The organism is Pacificimonas sp. ICDLI1SI03, from assembly GCF_054740865.1.
This window is the reverse complement of sequence record NZ_JBSQAU010000001.1, coordinates 600283-622161: the sequence shown is the minus strand read 5'-3', so window position 1 is coordinate 622161 and position 21879 is coordinate 600283. Positions and strand designations below refer to the sequence as shown.

General features: G+C 61.8%; 24 protein-coding genes. 10 read left to right on the top strand and 14 right to left on the bottom strand.

Translation table 11 applies throughout. The features are described from left to right. Positions 1-15: 15 nt before the first annotated feature. On the top strand, positions 16-1797 hold the full coding sequence (locus ACSMXM_RS02925) for a PHA/PHB synthase family protein (RefSeq protein WP_460313800.1): 1782 nt from the start codon (positions 16-18) through the stop codon (positions 1795-1797). A gap of 54 nt (positions 1798-1851) precedes the next feature. On the opposite strand, the gene ACSMXM_RS02920 is transcribed toward ACSMXM_RS02925, so the two are convergent. Beyond that, positions 1852-2565, bottom strand: coding sequence for a GcrA family cell cycle regulator (locus ACSMXM_RS02920; RefSeq protein ID WP_460313798.1), 714 nt, complete (start codon positions 2563-2565; stop codon positions 1852-1854). A 72-nt stretch (positions 2566-2637) separates the two neighbouring features. Between ACSMXM_RS02920 and ACSMXM_RS02915 the strand changes: the two genes are divergently transcribed. Beyond that, positions 2638-3474, top strand: coding sequence for an ABC transporter permease (locus ACSMXM_RS02915; RefSeq protein WP_460313797.1), 837 nt, complete (start codon positions 2638-2640; stop codon positions 3472-3474). On the opposite strand, the gene ACSMXM_RS02910 is transcribed toward ACSMXM_RS02915, so the two are convergent. Continuing rightward, positions 3471-4097: a DUF4893 domain-containing protein gene (locus ACSMXM_RS02910; protein WP_460313796.1), complete on the bottom strand. Its 627-nt coding sequence runs from the start codon at positions 4095-4097 to the stop codon at positions 3471-3473. The genes ACSMXM_RS02915 and ACSMXM_RS02910 overlap by 4 nt on opposite strands. A 131-nt stretch (positions 4098-4228) precedes the next feature. Here ACSMXM_RS02910 and ACSMXM_RS02905 point away from each other — a divergent pair, with 131 nt between their 5' ends. The 3 genes from ACSMXM_RS02905 to hslO all read left to right on the top strand — a co-directional run bounded on the left by ACSMXM_RS02905 (position 4229) and on the right by hslO (position 7392). Continuing rightward, positions 4229-5428, top strand: coding sequence for an acetylornithine transaminase (locus ACSMXM_RS02905; RefSeq protein WP_460313795.1), 1200 nt, complete (start codon positions 4229-4231; stop codon positions 5426-5428). A 60-nt stretch (positions 5429-5488) separates the two neighbouring features. Continuing rightward, on the top strand, positions 5489-6415 hold the full coding sequence (gene argF, locus ACSMXM_RS02900) for an ornithine carbamoyltransferase (protein WP_460313794.1): 927 nt from the start codon (positions 5489-5491) through the stop codon (positions 6413-6415). 68 nt (positions 6416-6483) lie between these two features. After that, positions 6484-7392, top strand: a complete 909-nt coding sequence (gene hslO, locus ACSMXM_RS02895) for an Hsp33 family molecular chaperone HslO (RefSeq protein ID WP_460313793.1) — start codon at positions 6484-6486, stop codon at positions 7390-7392. 27 nt (positions 7393-7419) lie between these two features. On the opposite strand, the gene ACSMXM_RS02890 is transcribed toward hslO, so the two are convergent. Both ACSMXM_RS02890 and ACSMXM_RS02885 read right to left on the bottom strand, forming a co-directional pair. Next, complete coding sequence (locus ACSMXM_RS02890; protein WP_460313792.1) at positions 7420-8859, bottom strand: SLC13 family permease; 1440 nt, start codon at positions 8857-8859, stop codon at positions 7420-7422. After that, positions 8856-9311 (bottom strand): MarR family winged helix-turn-helix transcriptional regulator, encoded by a 456-nt coding sequence (locus tag ACSMXM_RS02885; RefSeq protein WP_460313791.1) that lies wholly within the window; start codon positions 9309-9311, stop codon positions 8856-8858. Before ACSMXM_RS02885 ends, ACSMXM_RS02890 begins: the two co-directional genes overlap by 4 nt. Positions 9312-9407: 96 nt before the next feature. On the opposite strand from ACSMXM_RS02885, the gene hppD reads away from it, so the two are divergent. Both hppD and hmgA read left to right on the top strand, forming a co-directional pair. Then, the gene (gene hppD, locus ACSMXM_RS02880) at positions 9408-10484 is read left to right on the top strand and encodes a 4-hydroxyphenylpyruvate dioxygenase (protein WP_460313790.1); all 1077 of its coding nucleotides are present in this window, start codon (positions 9408-9410) and stop codon (positions 10482-10484) included. A 1-nt stretch (position 10485) separates the two neighbouring features. Beyond that, positions 10486-11757: a homogentisate 1,2-dioxygenase gene (hmgA, locus tag ACSMXM_RS02875; protein ID WP_460313788.1), complete on the top strand. Its 1272-nt coding sequence runs from the start codon at positions 10486-10488 to the stop codon at positions 11755-11757. A 3-nt stretch (positions 11758-11760) separates the two neighbouring features. On the opposite strand, the gene ACSMXM_RS02870 is transcribed toward hmgA, so the two are convergent. Beyond that, positions 11761-11934, bottom strand: coding sequence for a hypothetical protein (locus ACSMXM_RS02870; RefSeq protein WP_460313786.1), 174 nt, complete (start codon positions 11932-11934; stop codon positions 11761-11763). 175 nt (positions 11935-12109) lie between these two features. Between ACSMXM_RS02870 and ACSMXM_RS02865 the strand changes: the two genes are divergently transcribed. Beyond that, a complete protein-coding gene (locus tag ACSMXM_RS02865) occupies positions 12110-12319 on the top strand; it encodes a hypothetical protein (protein ID WP_460313784.1) in 210 nt (69 codons plus the stop codon). On the opposite strand, the gene ACSMXM_RS02860 is transcribed toward ACSMXM_RS02865, so the two are convergent. Beyond that, positions 12279-12947 (bottom strand): TetR family transcriptional regulator, encoded by a 669-nt coding sequence (locus ACSMXM_RS02860; RefSeq protein WP_460313782.1) that lies wholly within the window; start codon positions 12945-12947, stop codon positions 12279-12281. The genes ACSMXM_RS02865 and ACSMXM_RS02860 overlap by 41 nt on opposite strands. 28 nt (positions 12948-12975) lie before the next feature. Here ACSMXM_RS02860 and ACSMXM_RS02855 point away from each other — a divergent pair, with 28 nt between their 5' ends. Beyond that, positions 12976-13371: an acyl-CoA thioesterase gene (locus tag ACSMXM_RS02855; RefSeq protein ID WP_460313781.1), complete on the top strand. Its 396-nt coding sequence runs from the start codon at positions 12976-12978 to the stop codon at positions 13369-13371. Positions 13372-13381: 10 nt separating this feature from the next. On the opposite strand, the gene ACSMXM_RS02850 is transcribed toward ACSMXM_RS02855, so the two are convergent. Both ACSMXM_RS02850 and ACSMXM_RS02845 read right to left on the bottom strand, forming a co-directional pair. Continuing rightward, a complete protein-coding gene (locus ACSMXM_RS02850; protein ID WP_460313779.1) occupies positions 13382-13639 on the bottom strand; it encodes a hypothetical protein in 258 nt (85 codons plus the stop codon). Between the two features lie 61 nt (positions 13640-13700). After that, positions 13701-14282 (bottom strand): YqaA family protein, encoded by a 582-nt coding sequence (locus ACSMXM_RS02845; protein ID WP_460313777.1) that lies wholly within the window; start codon positions 14280-14282, stop codon positions 13701-13703. A gap of 94 nt (positions 14283-14376) precedes the next feature. Here ACSMXM_RS02845 and ACSMXM_RS02840 point away from each other — a divergent pair, with 94 nt between their 5' ends. Continuing rightward, the gene (locus tag ACSMXM_RS02840) at positions 14377-14769 is read left to right on the top strand and encodes a response regulator (RefSeq protein WP_460313775.1); all 393 of its coding nucleotides are present in this window, start codon (positions 14377-14379) and stop codon (positions 14767-14769) included. A gap of 16 nt (positions 14770-14785) precedes the next feature. Here the strand turns inward: ACSMXM_RS02840 and ACSMXM_RS02835 are convergent, their stop codons facing one another. From ACSMXM_RS02835 to eno, 6 genes are all read right to left on the bottom strand, one after another. Next, entirely contained in the window at positions 14786-15385 is a 600-nt protein-coding gene (locus ACSMXM_RS02835) for a heme exporter protein CcmB (protein WP_460313773.1), read from the bottom strand. After that, positions 15382-15981, bottom strand: a complete 600-nt coding sequence (locus ACSMXM_RS02830) for an ABC transporter ATP-binding protein (RefSeq protein WP_460313771.1) — start codon at positions 15979-15981, stop codon at positions 15382-15384. Before ACSMXM_RS02830 ends, ACSMXM_RS02835 begins: the two co-directional genes overlap by 4 nt. 3 nt (positions 15982-15984) lie before the next feature. After that, positions 15985-16572: an FKBP-type peptidyl-prolyl cis-trans isomerase gene (locus ACSMXM_RS02825; protein ID WP_460313769.1), complete on the bottom strand. Its 588-nt coding sequence runs from the start codon at positions 16570-16572 to the stop codon at positions 15985-15987. A 29-nt stretch (positions 16573-16601) separates the two neighbouring features. Further along, the gene (rpsU, locus tag ACSMXM_RS02820) at positions 16602-16808 is read right to left on the bottom strand and encodes a 30S ribosomal protein S21 (protein ID WP_460313767.1); all 207 of its coding nucleotides are present in this window, start codon (positions 16806-16808) and stop codon (positions 16602-16604) included. Positions 16809-16987: 179 nt separating this feature from the next. Then, complete coding sequence (dnaE, locus tag ACSMXM_RS02815; protein ID WP_460313765.1) at positions 16988-20470, bottom strand: DNA polymerase III subunit alpha; 3483 nt, start codon at positions 20468-20470, stop codon at positions 16988-16990. 92 nt (positions 20471-20562) lie between these two features. Beyond that, on the bottom strand, positions 20563-21843 hold the full coding sequence (gene eno, locus ACSMXM_RS02810; RefSeq protein WP_460313763.1) for a phosphopyruvate hydratase: 1281 nt from the start codon (positions 21841-21843) through the stop codon (positions 20563-20565). Positions 21844-21879: the final 36 nt, after the last annotated feature.

Below are 21879 nucleotides of genomic sequence, written 5' to 3'. Positions count from 1 at the left end.
CTAGGGAGGTACGCAATGGCGGACGATAATAAACTGGCCGACCCCGCCGAAACCTTTGAGCGGATGACATATCTGAGCGGCAAGGCGCAACAGATGATGTTGGAATTTATTACCCGGCAGGAGAGCGCGGGCGGTACATCAGGTGGCATGAACCTGACGGCGGACCCGTTCGGCATGATGGACATGTGGACAGGCATCACCCAGGCCGCGCTGTCGGACCCCGTAAAGCTGGCCCAGATGCAGATGGACTATGTGCAGGAGGCGGTGCAGCTGTGGCAAGGTATGCTGGGGGGAGAGGCGACGCCAACCGCCGCGACCGGTAAGCAGGATCGGCGATTTTCCGGCGACGCATGGGAAAACGCTCCGGCCTTTTCCTTCATCAAGCAGGCCTATTTGCTGACCAGCCGGTACATCATGGACACGGTCGAGGAGCTTGACGGTATCGAGGACAAGGACCGCGAGAAAATCCAGTTTTATACCAAGCAATTCGTCGATGCTATGTCGCCATCAAACTATCTGCTGACGAACCCCGAGGTTCTGCAAAAGACCATGGAGACCGGCGGCGAGAACCTGCTGAAGGGGACGGAACACCTGCTGCACGACCTGGAACAGGGTCGGATGCGCATGACCGACGAAAGCGCCTTTGAAGTGGGCGGTAACGTCGCCGTGACGCCCGGCAAGGTCGTCTTTCAGAACAGGCTGTTCCAGCTGATCCAATATGCGCCGACAACACCGCAAGTGTATGAAATACCGCTGCTGATCTTTCCGCCGTGGATCAACAAATTTTATATTCTGGACCTGACGCCGGAAAAAAGTTTCATCCGCTGGGCCGTTGAACAAAGCCTGACCGTCTATGTCGTCAGCTGGAAAAATGCGGATGAGACAACCGCGGACGTGACGCAGGACAGCTATGTCGAGGAAGGATTCCTGACTGCCCTTGATCAGGTGCTGGCGGATACGAAAGCAGAGGCTGCGCACCTGATCGGATATTGCGTGGCGGGGACAACTTTATCGGCGGTACTGGCGCTGCTTGCGGCGCGCGGCGAAGCGGACAAGGTACGGACAGCCACCTTCTTCACCGCGCAGGTCGATTTCGAGGACGCAGGCGAGCTGAGCGTATTCATCCGCGAGGGCGAACTGGCACTGGCCGACGAGCAGTCGAGAGAGCGCGGCTATCTGGACGGGCGGGCAATGGCCGCGACGTTCAACATGCTGCGGTCCAACGACCTGATCTGGAACTATGTCGTAAATAACTATCTGCTTGGAAAGGATTATTTCCCCTTCGACCTGCTATTCTGGAATTCCGACGCGACCAATGTGCCGGCGAAATGGCATCAAAATTACCTGAAGGACCTTTATCGCGATAATAAGCTGGCAACGCCTGGCGGTATCTCGATCCTGGGAACCCCGATCGATCTGTCGAAGGTTGAAACGCCTGCCTATATTCAGGCCGGCAAGGAGGATCACATTGCCCCGGCGCGGTCGGTGTGGAAGCTGACGAAGCATTTTTCCGGGCCGGTGCGGTTCACGCTGGCCGGTAGCGGCCATATTGCGGGGGTGGTGAATCCGCCCGCTCTCGGCAAATATCAACACTGGACGCTGGACGGCGAATTGCCGGACACAGTCGACGAGTTTGAAAGACTGGCGAAAGAGAACAAGGGCTCCTGGTGGCCGGACTGGATTGCCTGGCTGACGCCGCAGTCAGGCAAGAACGTCGAGGCCCGCAAACCGGGTAAGCGCAAATTGAAGGCCATCGAGGATGCGCCGGGCAGCTATGTGAAGCAGCGCCTCATCTGATGGCAGTGTGCGGTGGGGAGCGGATCGGCCGCTCCCCAACCGTAACCTTGTCGCTTAGCGAGGCCGGGGAAGATTGGGCATCGGGGTACGGCCCGGCCGATCCTTGCGCGCCTGCGGCGCCTGATAGGCGATGGCGCAGTGTGCGTTGCAATAGGGGAAGCCGGGCTCGGACTTATCACCGCAAAAGTGGAATTCCGCTTCGCCCGGATGGCCGATCGGCCATTTGCAGGTGCGCTCGTTCAAATCGAGGAGTGACGTCTTGTCCTTGACCGCCTCCGAAATTCGGGCGGGACGCAGCGGCTTCTTTGGCGCAGGACGGGGCGCGGGTCGTGGATCGTGGATCTGAATGCGCGGCGCTGCCGTGGTCGACTGGTCCACGTCGGAACGGGCGCTGAGCGGCACCTTTGGCACGATAGGGATATCGTCTTCGCCATCTTCCGCCTCTTCGAAATCAGCGGATTGCAAATCGGGCGCCGCGACAGAGGCCGCCACATCTACAGGCGCGGGTGCGGGTGCTGCCTGCGGTTCGGGGCGGGGCGGCTTTGGCGGCTCGGCCTTGACCGGTTTCGCCTCTGCCTTCGCCTTGTCCGGGGCGGGTTTCGAGTCGGTCTTTACCGGCGACGGACGCTTTTCAAGACCCAGCCTGTGCGCCTTGCCGATAACGGCATTGCGGCTGACACCGCCCAGTTCCTCGGCGATCTTCGATGCGGGGTGCCCCTCTTCCCAAAGCTTGGAGAGAATGGCGATACGGTCTTCGGTCCAGGACATGAATAGCCTTCGGTCAATTTCATCTTTACACGCGGCTTGCGGGCGCCGGATCGCCTCACTAGTCGGGCGGGCATGGACCAACCGGCCAACACCATCACGACCACGAAGCACCCGGAACCGGGAGAGCCACTGATCCCGTTCATCAACTGGCGGGGATTGCAGACCCTCTACATGAAGGAGGTGAAGCGTTTCTTCAAGGTGCAGCTCCAGACGATCTGGGCACCGGCGATCACAACATTATTGTTCCTGGCCATCTTCACAGTGGCGCTGGGCCGGGGCGATCGCGAGGTTCTGGGCTTTCATTTCAACGACTTCCTGGCACCCGGCCTGATCGTCATGGGGATGATCCAGAACGCGTTCCAGAACAGCCAGTCCAGCCTGCTGATCGGAAAAATCCAGGGGACCATCGTCGACATATTGATGCCGCCCCTGTCGACCGGGGAATTGCTGGCGAGCTTTATCGCCGGTGCGCTGACACGCGGGTTTCTCGTGGGCCTCGCCGTCTATGGCGCCATGTGGGCCTGGCCGGGGGTGACGCCCTTCATCCGCGAACCCTGGGCGGTCGCCTATTTCGCGATAAGCGGGATGATGATGCTGGCGCTTCTGGGTGTTCTGGTCGGTCTGTGGGCGGATAAGTTCGACCATGCGGCGGCGGTGTCCAATTTCATCGTACAGCCGCTGTCGCTGCTGTCCGGTACATTCTACCTGATCGACAGGTTGCCGCCGCTGGCGCACGATATCAGCCTGGGCAATCCGTTCTTCTATGTCATTGACGGGTTTCGCTATGGCTTCCTCGGCGTTGCCGACGGACCGATCATGCAAGGGGTCATTGTCCTGGCCGCGATCAACATCCTGATGCTGGGCATTTGTTACTGGGCGCTGGAAAGCGGCTGGCGGATCAAGACCTAGCCTGCCTTCAGCTCCAATATGTCGAGCGCCGATTCATAATAGGGTTGCGGTTGTACGAGACGGTAGTGCCCCTGCCCTAGCCTTTCGACCACTGCGACGACATTGCGATCCGTAATCGCGCCATAGGCGATACCGCCCTGCTCCTCACCCAGAAGGGTGCCGCCAAGAAAAACGCCGTCGGCGAAGATGCGGCCCGTCTGGCGCTGTGACCCGGTTTCCTTCACCACCCAGACCTGCCCCTCATCGTCAAACACGCGGCAGCGGAACCAGTCATAGGCGATGCCGCCAAGCTGCTCCATGCCGAGCTTGATCGTGCGGCAGCGATAAGTGCCGATTTCAGGAACAGCGCGCGTAGCGTCGCCAGGCTGCAGGAGCGCGCCCTCCTGAGCGACCAGATCGGCATTGGCGTAGGCCGTTACCTCCAGCGCGCGTTGCCAGGTGGAGTCGAGATTTTCCAGCCTCTGCCTGTCTTCTGGAAGGATGACCGCCTGCCAGGTGCCAGCCTTTGGAACGACAGTGGCAGCCTCTACCCCGCGCTCTGGCGACGGCGACGCACAGGCGGCAAGTGCGGCGGAGAGGAGGAGTGCGGCAATCTGTTTCATGCCGTAGTGAACGCGCAACATATGTTTCGGCTCCCATCCGATATGACGCGGTTTGACTTGACCATGGCCCACCCCTTAATTCGGCACCGGGAAAGGTGGCCGCTCGTGCCGCCTTTTTGCCTTCGTAAAGCTGCCTTTCAAGGAAGACCGTCATGACCATGCCCGCCCTGATGCCGACCTATGCACGTTGTGAGGTGGAGCCGGTTCGCGGCGAGGGCGCCTATCTGTTTGGCAAGGACGGCAAGAAATATCTGGATTTCGCCAGCGGCATCGCGGTCAACATATTGGGACACAGCCATCCCCACCTGACAAAGGCAATCCAGGATCAGGCGGCGACCCTGATGCATGTCAGCAATCTTTATTCCGTTCCGGCGCAGTGGGAGCTGGCGGAAAGGCTGGTCGACCTGACCTTTGCCGACACGGTGTTTTTTACCAATTCCGGGGTCGAGGCATTCGAATGCGCAGCGAAAACCGCACTGGCCTATCAGCATGTGAACGGCCATCCTGAGCGCAACCGCATCATCACCTTTCACAATGCGTTTCATGGCCGTTCCATCGCGGCGATTTCCGCCACCGCTTCGGAAAAGCTGCGCACCCCGTTCGAGCCACTGCCCGACTGGTGCGATTACGCGCCGTTCAACGATCTGGACGCGGCCAAGGCGCTGATTACCGATGCGACGGCAGGGATCATGGTGGAGCCCATTCAGGGCGAAGGCGGCATCCTGCCCGCGACGCCGGAATTCCTGCGCGGCCTGCGGGCATTGTGCGATGAGCACGACCTGATGCTGATCCTGGACGAGGTACAGTGCGGCGTCGCGCGGACGGGCACGCTGTTCGCCCATGAACAATATGGCATCAAACCCGACATCATGGCCATCGCCAAAGGGATCGGTGGCGGTTTTCCGCTGGGGGCGTGCCTGGCGACGGAAAAAGCCGCCAGCGGGATGACCGTAGGCACGCATGGATCGACCTATGGCGGCAATCCGCTGGCAATGGCGGCAGGGATGGCGGTTCTGGATATCGTAGCGCAGCCGGAATTCCTGCAGCAGGTGCGCGATACGGGCGAGCGGCTGACCGCCGCCCTGACGCAGTGGATCCCCAATCATGACGATCTGTTCGTCGGGGTAAGGGGCGCGGGACTGATGCTGGGCCTGCAAATGACCGAAGCCACGCGCCCCTTCGTAAATTTTGCGCGGCAATTTGGTCTGTTGACCGTGGCGGCGGGTGACAATGTCGTTCGCGTGCTGCCGCCGCTGAACATCGAAGAGAGCCATATTGCCGAATTTACGAGCAAGCTGACCGAGGCCGCGAATGCCTATCGCACCGCCAAGGCGAATGGCGAAATTTCCTAGGACGGATATTCCCGCCGGCACGACTTCGCCGGCTGGGACAAACAGGAGGCAGGCAACCCCATGCCAGATTTCATCGATCTAGATCCCCTGGGCCCGGACGCCGTTCGCGCCATTCTGGACGAGGCGCTGCGCCGCAAGGCCGCGCGCAAGGGCATGCCGAAGGGCGCAGTCGACGCAGACCGGCCATTGGAAGGTTATCAACTGGCCTCGATCTTTGAAAAAAGTTCTACGCGCACCCGTATTTCGATGGAAATGGCCATGCGTCAGCTGGGCGGTTCCGTACAGACGCTTTCGTCTGCCGACATGCAGCTGGGCCGTGGCGAAACCATCGAGGATACGGCGCGCGTTCTGAGCCGGTTCGTCGATGTGATTTCCCTGCGCACCGACCTGCACGAGAAAGTGGAAACGATCGCGGCATTGGCCGATGTTCCCGTTATCAACGCGCTGACCGACAATACGCATCCGTGCCAGATCCTGGCCGATTTGATGACAGTGGAGGAGGAGCGTGGCGGCCCGGTCGACGGGACCGTGTGGGCGTGGCTGGGCGACGGCAATAATGTCAGCCATTCCCTGATCGAGGCGGCGGGCCTGCTGGGCTTCACGCTGCGCCTGTCGACGCCGCCGGCCTATGACCCCGAACCCCGCTATGTCGCGGCAGCCGAAGCGCGTGGCGGCAAGATCGAAGTGATCCGGCACCCCGAAGAGGCGGTGGAGGGTGCCGATGTCGTCGTGACCGACACCTGGGTATCCATGGGCGACACGGATTCGGCGAAGCGACTGGTCGCCTTCAGCGCGTTTCAGGTGACGCCGGAAATGATGGCCCGCGCCAAGCCCGACGCCATATTCCTGCACTGCCTGCCCGCCCATCGCGGTGAGGAGGTATCCGCCGAAGTGATCGATGGGCCGCAATCCCGCGTGTTCGAGGAGGCGGAAAACCGCGTGCACGCGCAGAAGGCCGTGCTGCTGTGGTGCCTGGGGAAACTTTAGGGCGGGAAACTTTCGGGCGGAAAACTCTAAGGCTGTATTGCGGCGCAACCCTTCCTAAATAGCAGGGCATGACGATCACCGCCGCCGTGCACGCCCCCTCACCCGAAGACAATCGCGTTCTGGGATTTACCATTCCCGCCCATTCCGGGCGCGGCCGCGCCATGCGGCTGGGCGATACGCTGGGCGTTATCCTGTCCGCGCATGATTATCCGTCTGTTGCCGCGAAAGCGCTGGGCGAGGCACTGATTCTGACGGCGCTGATCGGATCCGCGCTGAAAGGCGAAGGCGCGCAGACAACGGTGCAGGCAAAGGCGGATGGCGGCGCCATCGGCCTGATCGTCTGCGACTATCGCGCCGGCGAATTGCGCGGTTATCTGCAGTTCGACGCCGAGGCGCTGACCCAATTGTCGGATGGCGCGGACCTGCCGCAATTATTCGGTGAAGGCTATCTGGCCGTAACCATCGATCCCGCCGAGGGGAAAGAACGCTTTCAGGGCATCGTCCCGCTGGAAGGGGCGAATTTGTGCGAAGCCTTTCAGCATTATTTCGAATCCTCCGAACAGATCCCGACGGTCTTGCGCGCCGGAGTGCGGCAGGACGAAACAGGCGCCTGGCATGCCGGCGGCATATTGGTGCAGCACCTGCCGCGCGGAGAGCAGGACCGCGAGCGCCTGCATGTCGCCGATGACCGCGAGGACTGGACGCATCTGCACGCGATCACGGCGACCGTTTCCGCCGCCGAACTGACCGACCCGGACCTGTCGCTGGAAGCGCTGCTGTGGCGGCTGTTCCATGAGGACGAAGTTCGGTTGCTGCCGCCGACGCCGCTGTCGCGCGGGTGCCGCTGCTCCGCCAGCCATATAGAGGACCGGCTGGGCGCACTGCCGGAGGATCACCGCGCCGACCTGCGCGACGATGACGACAAGGTTCGCGTCGATTGCGAATTCTGCGCGAAGCAGTTTGTCGTGGCGATCTGATCCAAACCAGACTGCCGGTTGAAACCGTCAGCCGAGAAGATGTGGCAATATCCAGGCAGAAAGTGTTGAAATAGCAAGGATCACCAGAAGGTTCAGCACGAGCCCAATCTTCGCCATGCGGGAAATGGAGATCGCCCCCGAGGCATAGGCAATCGCGTTCGGACCGGTCGCCATGGGCAGCATGAAGGCGCAGCTGGCCGCCGCCGCCACGGGTAAGGCGAGGTAGAGAGGGTCGTCGCCACCCGCCAACGCCACGGCACCGATGACAGGCATCAGGGCGCTAGCCGTCGCTACATTGCTGGTCACCTCGGTCCAGAAAATGACGAATGCGACCATCACGCCGATCAGCAGGATGAGCGGCAGGGCGTTCACCACCTCTAGCCGGGCGCCCATCCAGTCGCCGAGACCGGTTGCGGTGATGGCGGCGGCAAGGCTGAGCCCGCCGCCGAAAAGCAGGAGGACGCCCCAGGGAATGCGTTCCGCCTCTGGCCAGGTCAGCAGCGCCCGCCCCTCCCCCGTGCCGCTGGGCACAAGAAAGAACAGGATCGCGCCGGCAATGGCGATCCAATGATCGGTCACTGCCGCCAGCGGCCTGGTGCCGAACAATTCGAGTTCGTTCATCGGCTGCCGCAGAATCCAGGCGAGCGCGATAATCGCAAAGGTGAGCGCGACCCGGCGTTCCGGCGTACTGATCGGCCCCAATTTGCGCCGCTCCTCTGCAATGACGTCGCGCGCGGGCGCCTCTGCACTGCTGCCCACATTCAGCGATATCCGGGTGAGAACCAGCCAGGCGAGCGGCAGGACGGTGGCAACGACCGGAACGCCGTAGCTCATCCAGTCGGTAAAACCGATCGTGCGGCCGAATTCATTTTCGATGTAACCCAGCACGATTAGATTTGTCGGCGTTCCGATCGGTGTGCCGACGCCGCCAATCGAGCAGCCATAAGCGACGCCAAGCAGCAGGGCGATCGACGCTGGCGCCGTATTCCACCCTTTCCCACCGATGCGCTGTGCCACCGACAAGGCAATGGGCGTCAGCATGATGGCGGTGGCGGTATTCGATATCCACATGGACAATAGGGCGGCCGCCAGCATGAAGCCGCCCACCATGGCCGCCGGGCTGCTGCCTGCCTTATAAACCACGGCAAGAGCGATGCGCGCATGCAGATTCCAGGCGGCGACCGACTGCGCGATAATAAAGCCGCCAAGTAGCAGCAGGACGATGGGGCTGGCATAGGCAGGCGCCGCAGCGGCGAAATCCATCACACCGAACAGCGGCAGGATAATCAGCGGCAGCAAGGAGGTCACCGGAATCGGAACGGCCTCCGTCACCCACCAGATCAGCATGAGGACGCCGAGCGCCGCAACCGTCCATGCCTCTGGCGAAAGGCCCGCAGGAGCGGGGATCAGCCGCAGAACGGTGAAGGCGATCAGACCCGCCACGATCCACAGCGGACGATACGTCATAGCGGCAGGACAGAGAGGGCGGCCCGCTCTACATTATCGAGCAGTGCCTTTAATTCGCGAACCTGATCATCGCCCACATGACGTTCGATGCGCGCATCGAGCGCCTGAACCTGCGGCATGATACGCTGGTAGAGCGCCCTGCCCGCTGTCGTGGTGGTCAGAAGCTGGGAACGGCCATCATTGGGATTGGGCGTACTTTTCAGAAAGTCGCGTTCCCGCAGCGCCTGTGTCGCGCGGCTGACAGTCACCTTGTCCATGCGGGTACGGGCGACGACCTCTCTTTGTGGCAGGCCGTCTTCTTCGGCAACGACGGCAAGAACACGCCATTCCGCCATTTTCAGGCCGTCGCCTTCGTAACTGGAGGCGATGACGCGGCTGACAAGGTTTGAGACGACAGAGAGCCGATAGGGCAGGAAATCCTTGAGGTGCAGCAGATCGGGGCCATCGGTCATCCAGCGAGGGCTAGCATAGAGACCGGATTGACAAGAAGCGGCATTTTGGTTACATTTGAAACCTGTTTTCCAAACGTCATTCTTCAGGAGCCGCCCATGTCCGATATACACGCCAACCCCGCCGGTCTCGACGGTTTCGAATTCCTGGAATTCGCAGGCGAGTCCGAAAAGCTGGACAAGATGTTCCGCCAGATGGGCTTTACAGCGGTCGCCAAGCACCGGTCGAAGGATGTGACCCTGTACCGCCAGAACGGCATCAACTTCCTGTTGAACGCGGAGCCGCGCTCCCCCGCATCCTATTTCGCGGAGGAACATAATGAGGGCGCCTGCGCCATGGGATTCCGCGTGAAGGATGCCGCCGCCGCCTATGAGCACGCGCTCGCCAATGGAGCGGAGCCGGCCGAGCAGGAAACCGGCTGGATGGAACTGCGCCTGCCCGCCATCCGTGGCATCGGCAACAGCCTGATCTACTTCATCGATCGTTATGGCGAGGAAGCGAACATCTACGACATCGACTTCCGTTATTTCGACGGCGTCGACAGAAATCCCGAGGGCGCGGGGCTGGAGATCATCGATCATCTGACGCACAACGTCTATCGCGGCCGCATGAAATTCTGGGCCGATTTCTATGAAAAGCTGTTCAATTTCCGTGAAATCCGCTTTTTCGACATCAAGGGCGAATATACCGGCCTGACGTCGAAGGCGTTGACCGCGCCCGACGGCAAGATCAAGATCCCGCTGAACGAGGAATCCAAGGAGGGCGGCGGCCAGATCGAGGAGTTCCTGATGGACTTCAATGGCGAGGGTATCCAGCACATCGCGCTGGCAACCCCGGATATTTACGCGACCATCGATCAGCTGCGCGAAAATGGCCTGCCCTTCATGACGCCGCCGCCGGAAACCTATTATGAGATGCTGGCCGACCGCCTGCCGGGGCATGGCGAACCAGTGGACGAGATGAAAGCGCGTGGGCTGCTGCTTGACGGATCGACGGAAAATGACGATCCGCGCCTGCTGCTGCAGATCTTCACCGGCAATCTGATGGGACCGGTCTTCTTTGAGATCATTCAGCGCAAGAAGGACGAAGGCTTTGGCGAGGGCAATTTCAAGGCCCTGTTTGAATCCATCGAGCGCGACCAGATGGAGCGCGGCGTTCTGAAGGCGAACGCTTAAAATGTTGACCGGCTTCGGAAATCATCACGCATCTGAAGCCATTGAAGGTGCGCTGCCGGTCGGACGCAACTCTCCGCAGGAGGTGCCGTTCGGACTATATGCAGAGCAATTGTCGGGGACGGCCTTCACGGCGCCCCGACATGAAAATCTGCGGTCTTGGCTGTATCGCATGCGGCCGAGTGCGTCGCATGGCGCCTACACGCCCTATACCGGCGCTGACCGGCTGGCCTCGGGACCGTTCACCGAGGCGCGGGTCAGTCCCAACAGGCTGCGCTGGGATCCGATCGAGACGGTCGGCGGCGATTTTGTCGACAGCCTGACCAGCTATGCCGGATCGGGCACGCCCGACGCACAGCATGGCCTGGCGGTGCATCATTATGGCACGGACCGGGACATGAAGGACCGCGCATTCGTAAATGCCGATGGCGAAATGCTGATCGTGCCGCGCGCAGGCCGTCTCTCCCTTCGCACGGAATTCGGCGTTCTGGATGTCGAGCCATTGCAGATCGCCGTGATCCCGCGCGGCGCCCGCTTTTCCGTATCGCTGCCCGATGGCAAGGCACAGGGCTATATTTGCGAGAATTACGGCGCCCCCTTCCGCCTGCCCGAGCTGGGACCGATCGGATCAAACGGACTTTCCAATGCCCGCGATTTCGAATCGCCGGAGGCCGAGTTCGAGGATCGCGACGTCTCCTTTGAAATCGTGCAGAAATATCTAGGCGGTCTATGGACGGTGACGCTGGACCACAGCCCCTTTGACGTGGTGGCATGGCACGGCAATCTGGCGCCCTATCGCTATGATTTGCGCCGGTTCAACACGATGGGGACGGTCAGCTATGACCATCCCGACCCCAGCATCTTTACCGTCCTGACCAGCCCGTCCGATACCGAAGGGACGGCGAATTGCGATTTCGTCATCTTCCCGCCGCGCTGGATGGTGGCGGAGGACACGTTCCGCCCGCCCTGGTTCCACCGCAATATCATGTCGGAGTTCATGGGCCTGATCCATGGCGATTATGACGCGAAATCGGGCGGCTTCGCCCCCGGCGGCGCCAGCCTTCACAATATGATGTCGGGGCATGGCCCGGACGCGGAATCCTATCGCAAGGCCGTCGCGAAAGATCTGGTGCCTGAAAAGATCGACGACACGATGGCGTTCATGTTCGAAAGCCGATACCCGTTTCGCCCGACGACTTGGGCGATGGAAACACCGCTGCTGCAGCCGGATTACGACGCCTGCTGGGACGGCTTCAGCAAGGCCCGCTTACCGTAATCGTCAGTCTTTTCGCAGCCTTGCATTGCGGCGGCGTTCCCGGATCGTCGCCACAATGGCAAGTATGATTCCGACGCCGAGACCAATGAGAAAGCCCGCCGACGGCTGATAAGTGGCGATGCCGATGGCCGCGCCAATGATGACACAGAGCGCGAGAAGAATTCCGGCCGCGCTCATCGGACGAATCTCCCCGCACCGCGGGCCGCTGCTCCGCTTGTCCCAAATTGATACGGCTGAAGCGCCTGTTCGGACATTTTCACTGAGCGTTCTTCCCGTTTTTCATATACTTACTATTATGGCACGTGGCTTGCAACGGCTTCGCATATCCGAACTTTCGCCGGGGACGAGAGCCATGCACCTGCAAGCCGTAAACGACCGCCATTCCTTTGACGAGGCAGCGCTTCTTGTCGAGCGTTTCGGCGATGATGCCGTCCTGGAGGCGGCGAGCATCGCAGACCGCCACTTGAACGCCGGGGATTCGTCCAGCTTTGCACGGTGGCGCCAGGTGGAACGCGCCGTTCTCATGCTTCAACTCGTCGATGTGGTCGGCGAGGTTCACTGAGTCTGGCGGGGCCCGCCTGCGGATGGCGGGCGCCCATTCTTTCCAGACGCAATAGCGCGCCCAGAGTCGTCGCCACCTGCGCCCGAACGGCGTCGTCGTCGATGCCGAGTTCTGCCTCCAGATGGTCCGACACCAGCGCGTGTCCCAATGCGGGCAACATCACTGCCAGCGTAACGCGCGCCGAATCTATCTTTCGGCGTCCGGGTACTTCGCCCGTCAGAGCTTCGACCAATTCCCCCACGGCAGCGTGAAAGGGTGCAAGGTCGGCCGGCTTTCCCGACAGCATTACCCACGCGATAAGACGCGTCGCCCCGCCGCCGCCGAACGCGTCGAACACGGTATCGACGATTTCCCGCGTGGTCGCGCGATGATCGCGTAATTCCGCCGCCAGATGCTCGACGATGCCGGTTAGCTCCCTCGTCATATCGCCGATCAGCGCGCTGTGCAGGCCGCCCGCAGAACCGAAATGATGCGTTATGTTGCCATGCGTCATGCCCAGAGCCTTGGCCACCGCCTGCAACGTAACGGCCTGCGGACCCTCCGCGATCAGCAAGGCACGGGCGGCAATTATTGCATCGGCGCGCACTTCCGCTGCCGCACGGCGGGTCTTACGAATCCTTATTGGCATCGGTGCTAATTGCCTTAGGGTAGCCATCATGAACTTTGCGCAAATCGACTACCCCCTCGCCATTCAACCTTCGCATATCGACCATATGGGCCACGTCAATAATGCCGTCTACCTGAACTGGGTGCAGGAAGCAGTGATTAAGCACTGGGAAAAATTCGCGCCTGACGATGCACAGGCACGGTATTTGTGGGTCGCCCTGAAACACAGCATCACATATCGAAAAGCGGCATTTCTGAGCGATAATCTGATTGCGAGCGTAGCACTGGAAAAGGTTAAGGGGGTCCGCGCCTTTTACCGGACGGCGATCAAACGCGGCGAGGAGGTGCTTGCCGAGATCGACAGCACCTGGTGCTCTGTCGATGCCGAGTCACACCGCCCCGCCCGCGTGGCGGCGGACGTCGTTCGCCGCTTTCAGCGCGACTGAAACTGCGGGATCAGGGGTGCGGCCCGCCGGTGAACGTGTCGCTGTGCGTCCGGTCTGATGCAGCCTGTGACTGCGAATGGGATTTTCCGCGCATTTTGCGGTAAAGTGCAAGGCCGCCCATCAGGGCAAGACCGCCCATAGCGGCACCCCGGAAGCGGCGGGAGGCGAGGCCATAACCCAATGCGGCGCCAACCGGGCCACCCACCGAAGTGCCAACCGCGCTGGCAGCCTTACGTCCGATCGTGGCGCCGATAATCTTCCCTAGCATATTCTATTCCTTTTTTATGTATCTGCCAAAGGAAAGCCCGAAGCCGTCGTCCGGTTCCCGATTAGAAGAGCAGACGCACGGCAAGAAACCCGCCAACGAACAATATGCCGAGGGCCATGGTGATCAAACCGAAATGCCGGTCGAGCAGCGCCTTCATCGGTTCGCCAAAATACTTCAGCAGCCCGGCCAGAAGAAAAAACCGCGCGCCGCGCGCGACCAGGCTGGCCGCCAGCATTGTGTAGATCGACAGCCCGGTCGCACCGCTGGCGATGGTGATGACCTTGAACGGGATGGGCGTGAATCCGGCAAGCAGCACGATCATCACGCCGCGTTCGTTGAATTCCGCACTGATCGTCGCAAACTGATCACGCACGCCATAGACGTCGAGCAGCCAAACGCCGACCGTCTGGAAAAAACTGGCACCTATCATCCATCCGAGCGCGGCCCCTGCCACCGAGGAGAGTGTCGCGATGAGGGCAAAGCGTATCGCCCGGTGGGGCCGCGACAACGCCATCGGCGCCAGCAGTATATCTGGCGGAATAGGAAAGAAGCTTGATTCCATGAAGGAAATCAGGGCCAGCCAGCGCTCCGCAAGGGGGTGCGCCGCCTTTGCAAGCGTCCAGTGGTAAAGCCGTCTCAACATGGTAGGAGCCGCTAGCGACTGCGTGGGCGCTGGTCCATGTTAAAACCATGCAACCATTTCGGTCGCCGGGCGTCTTTCATGTGGGTTATTGTAAATGCGATGCGGGGGAAGCATCATCCTGACAGGTAGAACGGTTCTTCTCGTCGAAGACGAGATACTTATTGCGATGGATATCGAGGCAGAACTGGAGGAGCGCGGCGCTATCGTCCGCGGTCCTGTAACCAGGCTGAGCGAAGGTTTGCCGATTGTCGCGGATAGCGACCAGCATGTCGACGTAGCCATTCTGGACATTAATTTGCAGGGCAAGGAGGTTTATCCGATCGCCGAAGTGCTGGTGGCGCGCGGGATACCCTTTCTGTTCCATACCGGCCATGGGGAGGCGGAGCGGCTTCGGGCGCGCTTCTCGGACGCGCCGGTGTGCAACAAGCCGGTGCAGACCGAGTTCCTGGTCGACGAAGTCGAGAGGCTGTTGAACCTGCGGCCCTGACAGCGGCCGAGCCGCGCTAGCGTTCGCGAATCCGCAAGGCGGCCGCTGCGGCGAACGGAGCGAGTGCCGTCAGGAAAAGGCTGGCGGCGGCCACCAGCCGTACGGCGTTGCCCGAGCCGAAGATCAAAATGGGAAGCGTCAGCGGAAGGGCGAGGATACCCGCGATTGCTGCACCGCCCCGCGCGCCGGAGATCAGCGCGGCAGCAATGACGCCCACAGCTGCCAGCCCAATGCTGCCAACCGCCAGGATGAGGAGCAGTGATACGGGCGCGCCGATGAGGCCCATCGAGAGAAGCGCCGCCGCAAGAAGAGCGGGCCCGAAACCCAGCCAGTGCGACAGGATGCGCGCCGCCATGATCGCTTCCAGGCTGAGCCCGCCGATCCTTAGCTGATCAACGGTGCCGTTCCTGACGTCCTGTTCGATCAAGGTGCCGACCGGCAACAGACTGGCCAGCAGGGCGGCGACCCACAGCATGCCGGGCCCAATGCGTGCAAGGAGTCGCGCATCGGGTCCTACGGAAAAGGCGGTCAGGCTGATGACGATGATGAAAAACAAAGCGGGGATCAGCGCTTCTGCCGGCTGAATGCCGCGACGGATCAACCGGACAATCGTCACGCAGCATCGCCCAGGCGAAGGATTTGCGCATCATTCAGAATAGTTTCGCCGTGCGTTGCCATGACGACCATACCGCCCGCCTGCCGGAATTCAGCAATGGCGGCAGAAAAGCTGGCGAGGGAGCCGGCATCAAGGCCGACACCGGGTTCGTCCAACAACCAGATTGCGGTCCGCTGTCCCACGAGGCGCCAAAGGGCCGCACGCCGCTTCTGTCCCTGCGACAACGTACCGAGACGGACGTCGAGAAGCGGGCGCAGCCCGAAATCGGGGCGGTCCGGTCCGGGAACCTGCCCCAGCCAGAACGTCAATTCCTGCCGCAGCGTGTGATCTGTCGAAAAGCCATTATCGTGGCCTACCCAGCCAATGCTACCCGACCGGTCAATCGTACCTGCATAGGGCGGAAGAAGGCCGGACAATATCCGCAACAGGGTGGACTTGCCCGAACCGTTTGCCCCCTCAAGGCGAATGGCATCGCCCGGCATCAGATCAATGTCTAGGTTGCGAAACAGGAGCCGGTCCCGGCGAACGGCTGCCACGCCGCGGGCCAGCAGGAAAGTGCGCTGCACCGGCGTCACGCGGCCGGGGCCGCGCCGCAAAAACTATTCGGCAGGCAGGACATCCAGGGACTCGGGGCCGCTGTCGGCAGGGGCGCCGCCCATGCCGGATAGCCCCATCTCTCTGGCGCGGCGAACCTCCTCTGGCGCGATGCCGAGCAATTCAACCTCGAACATGAGATCGGCATTGGGCGGAATGGTGTCGCCCGCGCCGGTCGCGCCGTAGCCAAGTTCGGACGGAATGAAGAAGCGATATTTCGAATCCACACCCATCAGCTGCAGCCCCTCGGCGAAGCCGGGGATCACCTGCGAGACGGCAAAGGGAGCCGGCTCGCCACGCGCATAGCTGGAATCGAACACCGTGCCATCGGCAAGGCGACCTTCATAATGCACCAGAATCAGGTCGTCGGCCGTGGGCTTCTGCGCACCTGCGGGCGCTTCCCGCAGGACCTGATATTCCAGACCGCTGTCCGTTTCCGTGCGCAGCATGGAGGAGGTGCCGACACAGGAAAACAGCGCCATGGCCACCGCCGCCAGCGCGAGCAGGCCGAGCCAGAAACCGGCACCGTGCTGCCGAATCTTATTTTCGGGCGCCGGATCGGCGATCGTCGAACGCTTGGCCATCTTACGCATCAGCCTTCAATGTCGAACTTCAGGGACGCCTAGCGGATGCCGTCGCGTTCCTCGCGCTTGCGCTCCAGCTTCCGGGCGCGGCGTATCGCGGCAGCACGCTCACGAGCGCGCTTTTCCGAAGGCTTTTCATAATGACGACGCAACTTCATCTCGCGATAAACGCCTTCGCGCTGCAGCTTCTTCTTCAGTGCGCGTAGCGCCTGATCGACATTATTATCGCGAACGATGATTTGCATATGAGGTCGTCACTCCAAATTCTTATCTGATCGGCACAAAAGCGTACCTTGGCCGCCGGGCACACCCGCCAGCAGAGCGCGCGCGACATACCAATGACGCGTGAAGTGCGCAAGCTGTTCCCGTATTCGCCCTGCGCCGCAACAGCGGATCGTGGTTTCCCGGCAACGCCCGGCCGCGATCATGCGGTCAGGCTGGCCGTCTCTACACCGGGAATGTCCATAATGCGATGGGCAAGTTCCGTGTCGGTCTTTATGCCACCGCCTAGCCGGATACGGGCAACGCCTCCGCGCTCCAGAGGCAGGTCGATCAGGACACTGCCCTGCCCGTGCTCCTTCGGCAATGCCGCAGGAAGCGAATCCACCGCGGCGATATCGTCCAGCGTCACAAGCATGCAGGCGGTGTTGCCGCCGGCAATGGATGAGAGCGGCACCGCGCTGCGGATGGCCAGACGCGGCCCCTCGTCGCTGCCCCAGCTAAGCTGCGCGCGGACAAGCAAGCATTCGCCGGAACTGGCCGCCTCCTGCAGCGCCGCCTTCGCGTCATCGTCATAGGCACTGGCGAGATATTGCCCGCCCTGGTCGGACAGCGTCGCAAATACATATTTGTCGCCCCCCTTTTGCGGCATGCGCCAGCGAAAGGAATCGACGATCGCGCCCATGGTCACGACTTCCCTGGAACCCGGCGCTCCGCCGCGTTCCAGAAGCTGCGAATAGGTGCGCGCCCGCTGTGCATCGAGGACATGCTGCCACGCGGACAGCGGGTGCGCGGCGAAGAAGAAGCCGAAAGCCTCCCGCTCCCGCGCCATTGCTTCGGCCAGCGACCATTTCTCTACACCCTTAGGGGCCATGAGAGCGATGCCGCCGCCGCCACCGCCATCGCCGCCGAACAAAGCCCCCTGATTGGTGCGGCGCGCCTCCGCAGCGCTGTTTGCGGCAGCGAGAATGGATTCGGCCATCGCATGTGCGGCGGCGCGGTTCGGTTCCAGATCGTCGAATGCGCCCGCGGCGATCAACTGTTCGATCTGCCGCTTGTTAAGGAGTTGCGGATCGACACGGTTCGCAAAATCGCCCAGCGAGGCGAAGGGGCCGTTGGCCTCCCGCTCTGCCACGATGGTCTGCATCGCCCTGAGTCCGACACCCTTCAGCGCGGCGAGCGCCCATCGCAGGCTGCGCGTGCCATCCTCGTTCTTTTCAACAGTGAAGTCGGCACCCGATTTATTGATGTTCGGCGGGCGGCATTCAATGCCGCCCTTGCGCGCATCCTCAAGGAATATGCACAGCTTGTCGGTGAGGGCCAGATCGAAGGCCATGGAAGCGGCATAGAATTCCGCCGGATAATAGGCCTTTACCCAAGCCGTATGATAGCTGACCAGCGCATAGGCGGCGGCGTGGGACTTGTTGAAACCATAGCCAGCAAATTTCGCGACCAGATCGAAGATCCGGCCCGCCTGGTCCGCGTCGACGCTGCGTTCCTTTGCGCCGGACAGGAAGCGGACGCGCTGTGCATCCATTTCCTCCTTCTTTTTCTTGCCCATGGCGCGGCGGAGAAGATCAGCCTCCCCCAGGGAATAGCCGGCCAGTTCCTGCGCGACCTGCATCACCTGTTCCTGATAGATGATGACGCCGTAGGTTTCGGTCAGATACTGTTCTAGCCGGGGATGCAGATAATCCGGTTCCTCCAGCTTGTGCTTACGCCGTGCGAAGGATGGGATATTGTCCATCGGACCCGGCCGGTAGAGCGAGACGAGCGCGATGATATCCTCGAACTTGTCGGGCTTTACCTGCGCCAGCGCGGAACGCATGCCGGGGGATTCCAGCTGGAACACGCCAGCCGTGTCGCCGCGGGTGATCAGCTCGTAGACCTTTGGATCGTCCCAGGTCAGGGCGTCTAGGTCTATGTCTTCGCCGGTGGACTTCTTTATCAGCTCCTTGGCGCGCTGCAGCACGCTGAGTGTCTTCAGGCCCAGAAAGTCGAATTTGACCAGGCCGGCCTGCTCGACATATTTCATGTCAAACTGCGTGACCGGCATATCGGAGCGCGGATCGCGATATAGCGGCACCAGCTCCGCCAGCGGACGATCGCCGATGACCACGCCCGCCGCGTGCGTCGACGAATGGCGCGGCATGCCCTCCAGCTTCAGCGCAAGGTCGATCAGGCGGCGAACGTCTGGATCCTGCTTCCGTTCGCGCCGCAGGTCCGGATTCTCCTCCAGCGCCGTTTTCAGGTCCTGTGGATTAGCCGGATTATTGTCGATCATCTTGGCCAGACGGTCGATCTGACCAAAGGGCATCTGCAGGACACGGCCGACGTCCTTCAGAACGGCGCGCGCCTTCAGCTTTCCGAAGGTGATGATCTGCGCCACCTGCCCCTCGCCATATTTGCGCTGGACATAGCGAATGACCTCGCCGCGCCGGGTTTCGCAAAAGTCGATGTCGAAGTCGGGCATCGACACGCGTTCGGGGTTGAGGAAGCGTTCGAAGAGCAGGCCGAGCCTGATAGGATCGAGATCGGTGATGGTCAGCGCCCAGGCGACGACCGAGCCTGCACCCGAGCCGCGGCCCGGACCGACGGCGATCCCTTCCGCCTTTGCCCATTGGATGAAATCGGCAACGATCAGGAAGTAACCGGGAAATCCCATGGATTCGATGATGCCGAGTTCATAGTCCAGCCGCTTTTCATAGACTTCCCGGTCGGCATCGGGGCTGCGCTCCAGGCGTTTTGCCAACCCCTCCCGCGCCAGCCGTCGCAGTTCTGCCACCTCCCCCTGCAGATCTCCGGCCACGCTGGGCAGGATCGGCGACCGCTGCGGTGCCATCACGGCGCAGCGGCGCGCTATCAGCGCGGTATTGGCAATCGCCTCCGGCAGATCCTCGAACGCCCGGCGCATCGCCTCCGGCGGTTTCAGCCAGCAGCCGGGATTGGAACGGCGGCGGTCGGCGGTGGCGATCTTTGCCCCGCTGGCGATGCAAAGCATTGCGTCATGGGCGGAGCTGAACGCCTCCTCCGGGAAACAGGCCGGATTGGTGGCGACCAGCGGCAGGTTCCGTTCGTGTGCGAGGGTGATCAGGGCAAGTTCCGATCGCCGCTCTATCTCATCGCCAGTGCGCGCGATCTCGATATAGAGGCGGTCTGGAAAGATGCGCTCCAGTTCCGCCAGATAATCGGTTGCCGCCTTGTCCTGCCCCTCTGCCAGCAGCCGCGCCAGCGCGCCATCGGCGGCAGCGGTCAGGGCGATCAGCCCCGCAGATTTCGCCTCTAGCTGATCAAGCGTGACATGCGGCCCCTCGGCTGGCTCGCTGCCCAGATGAGCAGTGGAAACCAGCGAAATCAGATTGGCATAGCCGCCCTCGTCCTGCGCAAGGATCACGAGCGAATCTATTGGCGCGCGCGCACCGATCTGGCGCGTGCCGGGCCGTTCGACGGAAATGAGCGCTCCCAGGATCGGCTGAACGCCGGCAGCGGCGAGTGCCTGCGAAAAATCCATGGCGCCGAACAGAACGTCGCGGTCGGTAAGCGCCGCCGCCGGCATGCCGTGCGCAGCGCAGATTTCCGCAATCGCCTTTGGATACATTGCGCCCTCCAGCATGGAATAGGCGGACTGTATGCGTAGGGGGACGTAGGGAGTTTCGGGAGAAGGCGAGGAAATCGGCGCTGCGCTCATCCCGTCATGCTAGCCTCAAGGCGCTCGAAAGGACACCCGATTCTAGATGTCGCGGCGACCCGGGAGGGGCCAGCCGCGACATATAAGAGAGCCTATTTTGCGCGCAAAATGTCGCGGCCGGCATAATGCGCGGCTTCGCCCAGTTCTTCCTCGATCCGCAGAAGCTGGTTGTACTTCGCGAGCCGGTCCGACCGCGCAAGGCTGCCCGTCTTGATCTGGCCGCAATTGGTGGCGACGGCGAGGTCGGCAATCGTCGAATCCTCCGTCTCGCCCGAGCGGTGCGACATGACCGAGGTATAGCCCGCGCGGTGCGCCATATTCACGGCATCCAGCGTTTCGGAAAGCGTGCCGATCTGGTTGACCTTGATCAGGATCGAATTGGCGGCCCCTCTCTCGATACCGGTTTTCAGGCGCGCGGGATTGGTCACGAACAGATCGTCGCCAACCAGCTGGACCTTGTCGCCGATGCGCTGCTGCAGGGCGACCCAGCCGTCCCAGTCGTCCTCGTCCATGCCATCCTCGATCGACAGGATGGGGTAGTCGGCGCTCAGCTTGGCCAGATAGGCGACCTGTTCATCGACGCTTCGCGTCACGCCCTCGCCCGCATAATGATAGGCGCCGTCCTTGTGAAATTCGGTCGCCGCGCAGTCGAGGGCCAGCATGACCTCTTTCCCCGGTTCGAAACCGGCATCACGTACGGCCGCCATGACGTAATCCAGCGCCGCCTCTGCGCTGGCGAGATTTGGAGCGAAGCCGCCCTCGTCCCCCACGGCGGTCGCGAGGCCGTCCTTGGCCAGCGCCGCCTTCAGCGTGTGGAAGATTTCAGTGCCCCAGCGCAGCCCCTCTGAAAAGGTCTCGGCGCCCACGGGCATGATCATGAATTCCTGAAAGTCGATGGGATTGTCCGCGTGCGCGCCGCCATTGACGATGTTCATCATCGGCACAGGCAGGACGTTTGCCGCCGTGCCGCCGACATAGCGATAAAGCGGCAGGCCGCGTGCATTCGCCGCCGCCTTCGCATTGGCTAGGCTGACGCCCAGAATGGCATTCGCGCCCAGCCGCCCCTTATTTTCCGTGCCGTCGAGCGAACGCATGGCGGCGTCCACTTCAAGCTGATCCTCTGCTTCGGCGCCCAGAAGCGCGTCGAGTATTTCGCCATTGACCGCATCAATTGCCTTGCCGACGCCCTTGCCCAGCCAGCGGCTCTTGTCGCCATCGCGCACTTCAACAGCCTCGTAAGCGCCGGTCGACGCGCCGGAGGGGACGGCCGCGCGGCCCTGGCTGCCATCTTCGAGAAGGACGTCGACTTCGACCGTCGGATTCCCCCGGCTGTCGATGATCTGGCGGGCATGAATATCGATGATTGCGGTCATGAATGATCCTTTATCCGAAGGCGTGGTTTGCGGCGC

Excerpts from the sequence above, each read along its gene's own strand:
- ACSMXM_RS02925 (WP_460313800.1), top strand. The coding sequence starts at position 16 with ATGGCGGACGATAATAAACTGGCCGACCCCGCCGAAACCTTTGAGCGG.
- ACSMXM_RS02920 (WP_460313798.1), bottom strand. The coding sequence starts at position 2,565 with ATGTCCTGGACCGAAGACCGTATCGCCATTCTCTCCAAGCTTTGGGAA.
- ACSMXM_RS02915 (WP_460313797.1), top strand. The coding sequence starts at position 2,638 with ATGGACCAACCGGCCAACACCATCACGACCACGAAGCACCCGGAACCG.
- ACSMXM_RS02910 (WP_460313796.1), bottom strand. The coding sequence starts at position 4,097 with ATGTTGCGCGTTCACTACGGCATGAAACAGATTGCCGCACTCCTCCTC.
- ACSMXM_RS02905 (WP_460313795.1), top strand. The coding sequence starts at position 4,229 with ATGACCATGCCCGCCCTGATGCCGACCTATGCACGTTGTGAGGTGGAG.
- argF (WP_460313794.1), top strand. The coding sequence starts at position 5,489 with ATGCCAGATTTCATCGATCTAGATCCCCTGGGCCCGGACGCCGTTCGC.
- hslO (WP_460313793.1), top strand. The coding sequence starts at position 6,484 with ATGACGATCACCGCCGCCGTGCACGCCCCCTCACCCGAAGACAATCGC.
- ACSMXM_RS02890 (WP_460313792.1), bottom strand. The coding sequence starts at position 8,859 with ATGACGTATCGTCCGCTGTGGATCGTGGCGGGTCTGATCGCCTTCACC.
- ACSMXM_RS02885 (WP_460313791.1), bottom strand. The coding sequence starts at position 9,311 with ATGACCGATGGCCCCGATCTGCTGCACCTCAAGGATTTCCTGCCCTAT.
- hppD (WP_460313790.1), top strand. The coding sequence starts at position 9,408 with ATGTCCGATATACACGCCAACCCCGCCGGTCTCGACGGTTTCGAATTC.
- hmgA (WP_460313788.1), top strand. The coding sequence starts at position 10,486 with ATGTTGACCGGCTTCGGAAATCATCACGCATCTGAAGCCATTGAAGGT.
- ACSMXM_RS02870 (WP_460313786.1), bottom strand. The coding sequence starts at position 11,934 with ATGAGCGCGGCCGGAATTCTTCTCGCGCTCTGTGTCATCATTGGCGCG.
- ACSMXM_RS02865 (WP_460313784.1), top strand. The coding sequence starts at position 12,110 with ATGCACCTGCAAGCCGTAAACGACCGCCATTCCTTTGACGAGGCAGCG.
- ACSMXM_RS02860 (WP_460313782.1), bottom strand. The coding sequence starts at position 12,947 with ATGCCAATAAGGATTCGTAAGACCCGCCGTGCGGCAGCGGAAGTGCGC.
- ACSMXM_RS02855 (WP_460313781.1), top strand. The coding sequence starts at position 12,976 with ATGAACTTTGCGCAAATCGACTACCCCCTCGCCATTCAACCTTCGCAT.
- ACSMXM_RS02850 (WP_460313779.1), bottom strand. The coding sequence starts at position 13,639 with ATGCTAGGGAAGATTATCGGCGCCACGATCGGACGTAAGGCTGCCAGC.
- ACSMXM_RS02845 (WP_460313777.1), bottom strand. The coding sequence starts at position 14,282 with ATGTTGAGACGGCTTTACCACTGGACGCTTGCAAAGGCGGCGCACCCC.
- ACSMXM_RS02840 (WP_460313775.1), top strand. The coding sequence starts at position 14,377 with ATGCGATGCGGGGGAAGCATCATCCTGACAGGTAGAACGGTTCTTCTC.
- ACSMXM_RS02825 (WP_460313769.1), bottom strand. The coding sequence starts at position 16,572 with ATGCGTAAGATGGCCAAGCGTTCGACGATCGCCGATCCGGCGCCCGAA.
- rpsU (WP_460313767.1), bottom strand. The coding sequence starts at position 16,808 with ATGCAAATCATCGTTCGCGATAATAATGTCGATCAGGCGCTACGCGCA.
- dnaE (WP_460313765.1), bottom strand. The coding sequence starts at position 20,470 with ATGAGCGCAGCGCCGATTTCCTCGCCTTCTCCCGAAACTCCCTACGTC.
- eno (WP_460313763.1), bottom strand. The coding sequence starts at position 21,843 with ATGACCGCAATCATCGATATTCATGCCCGCCAGATCATCGACAGCCGG.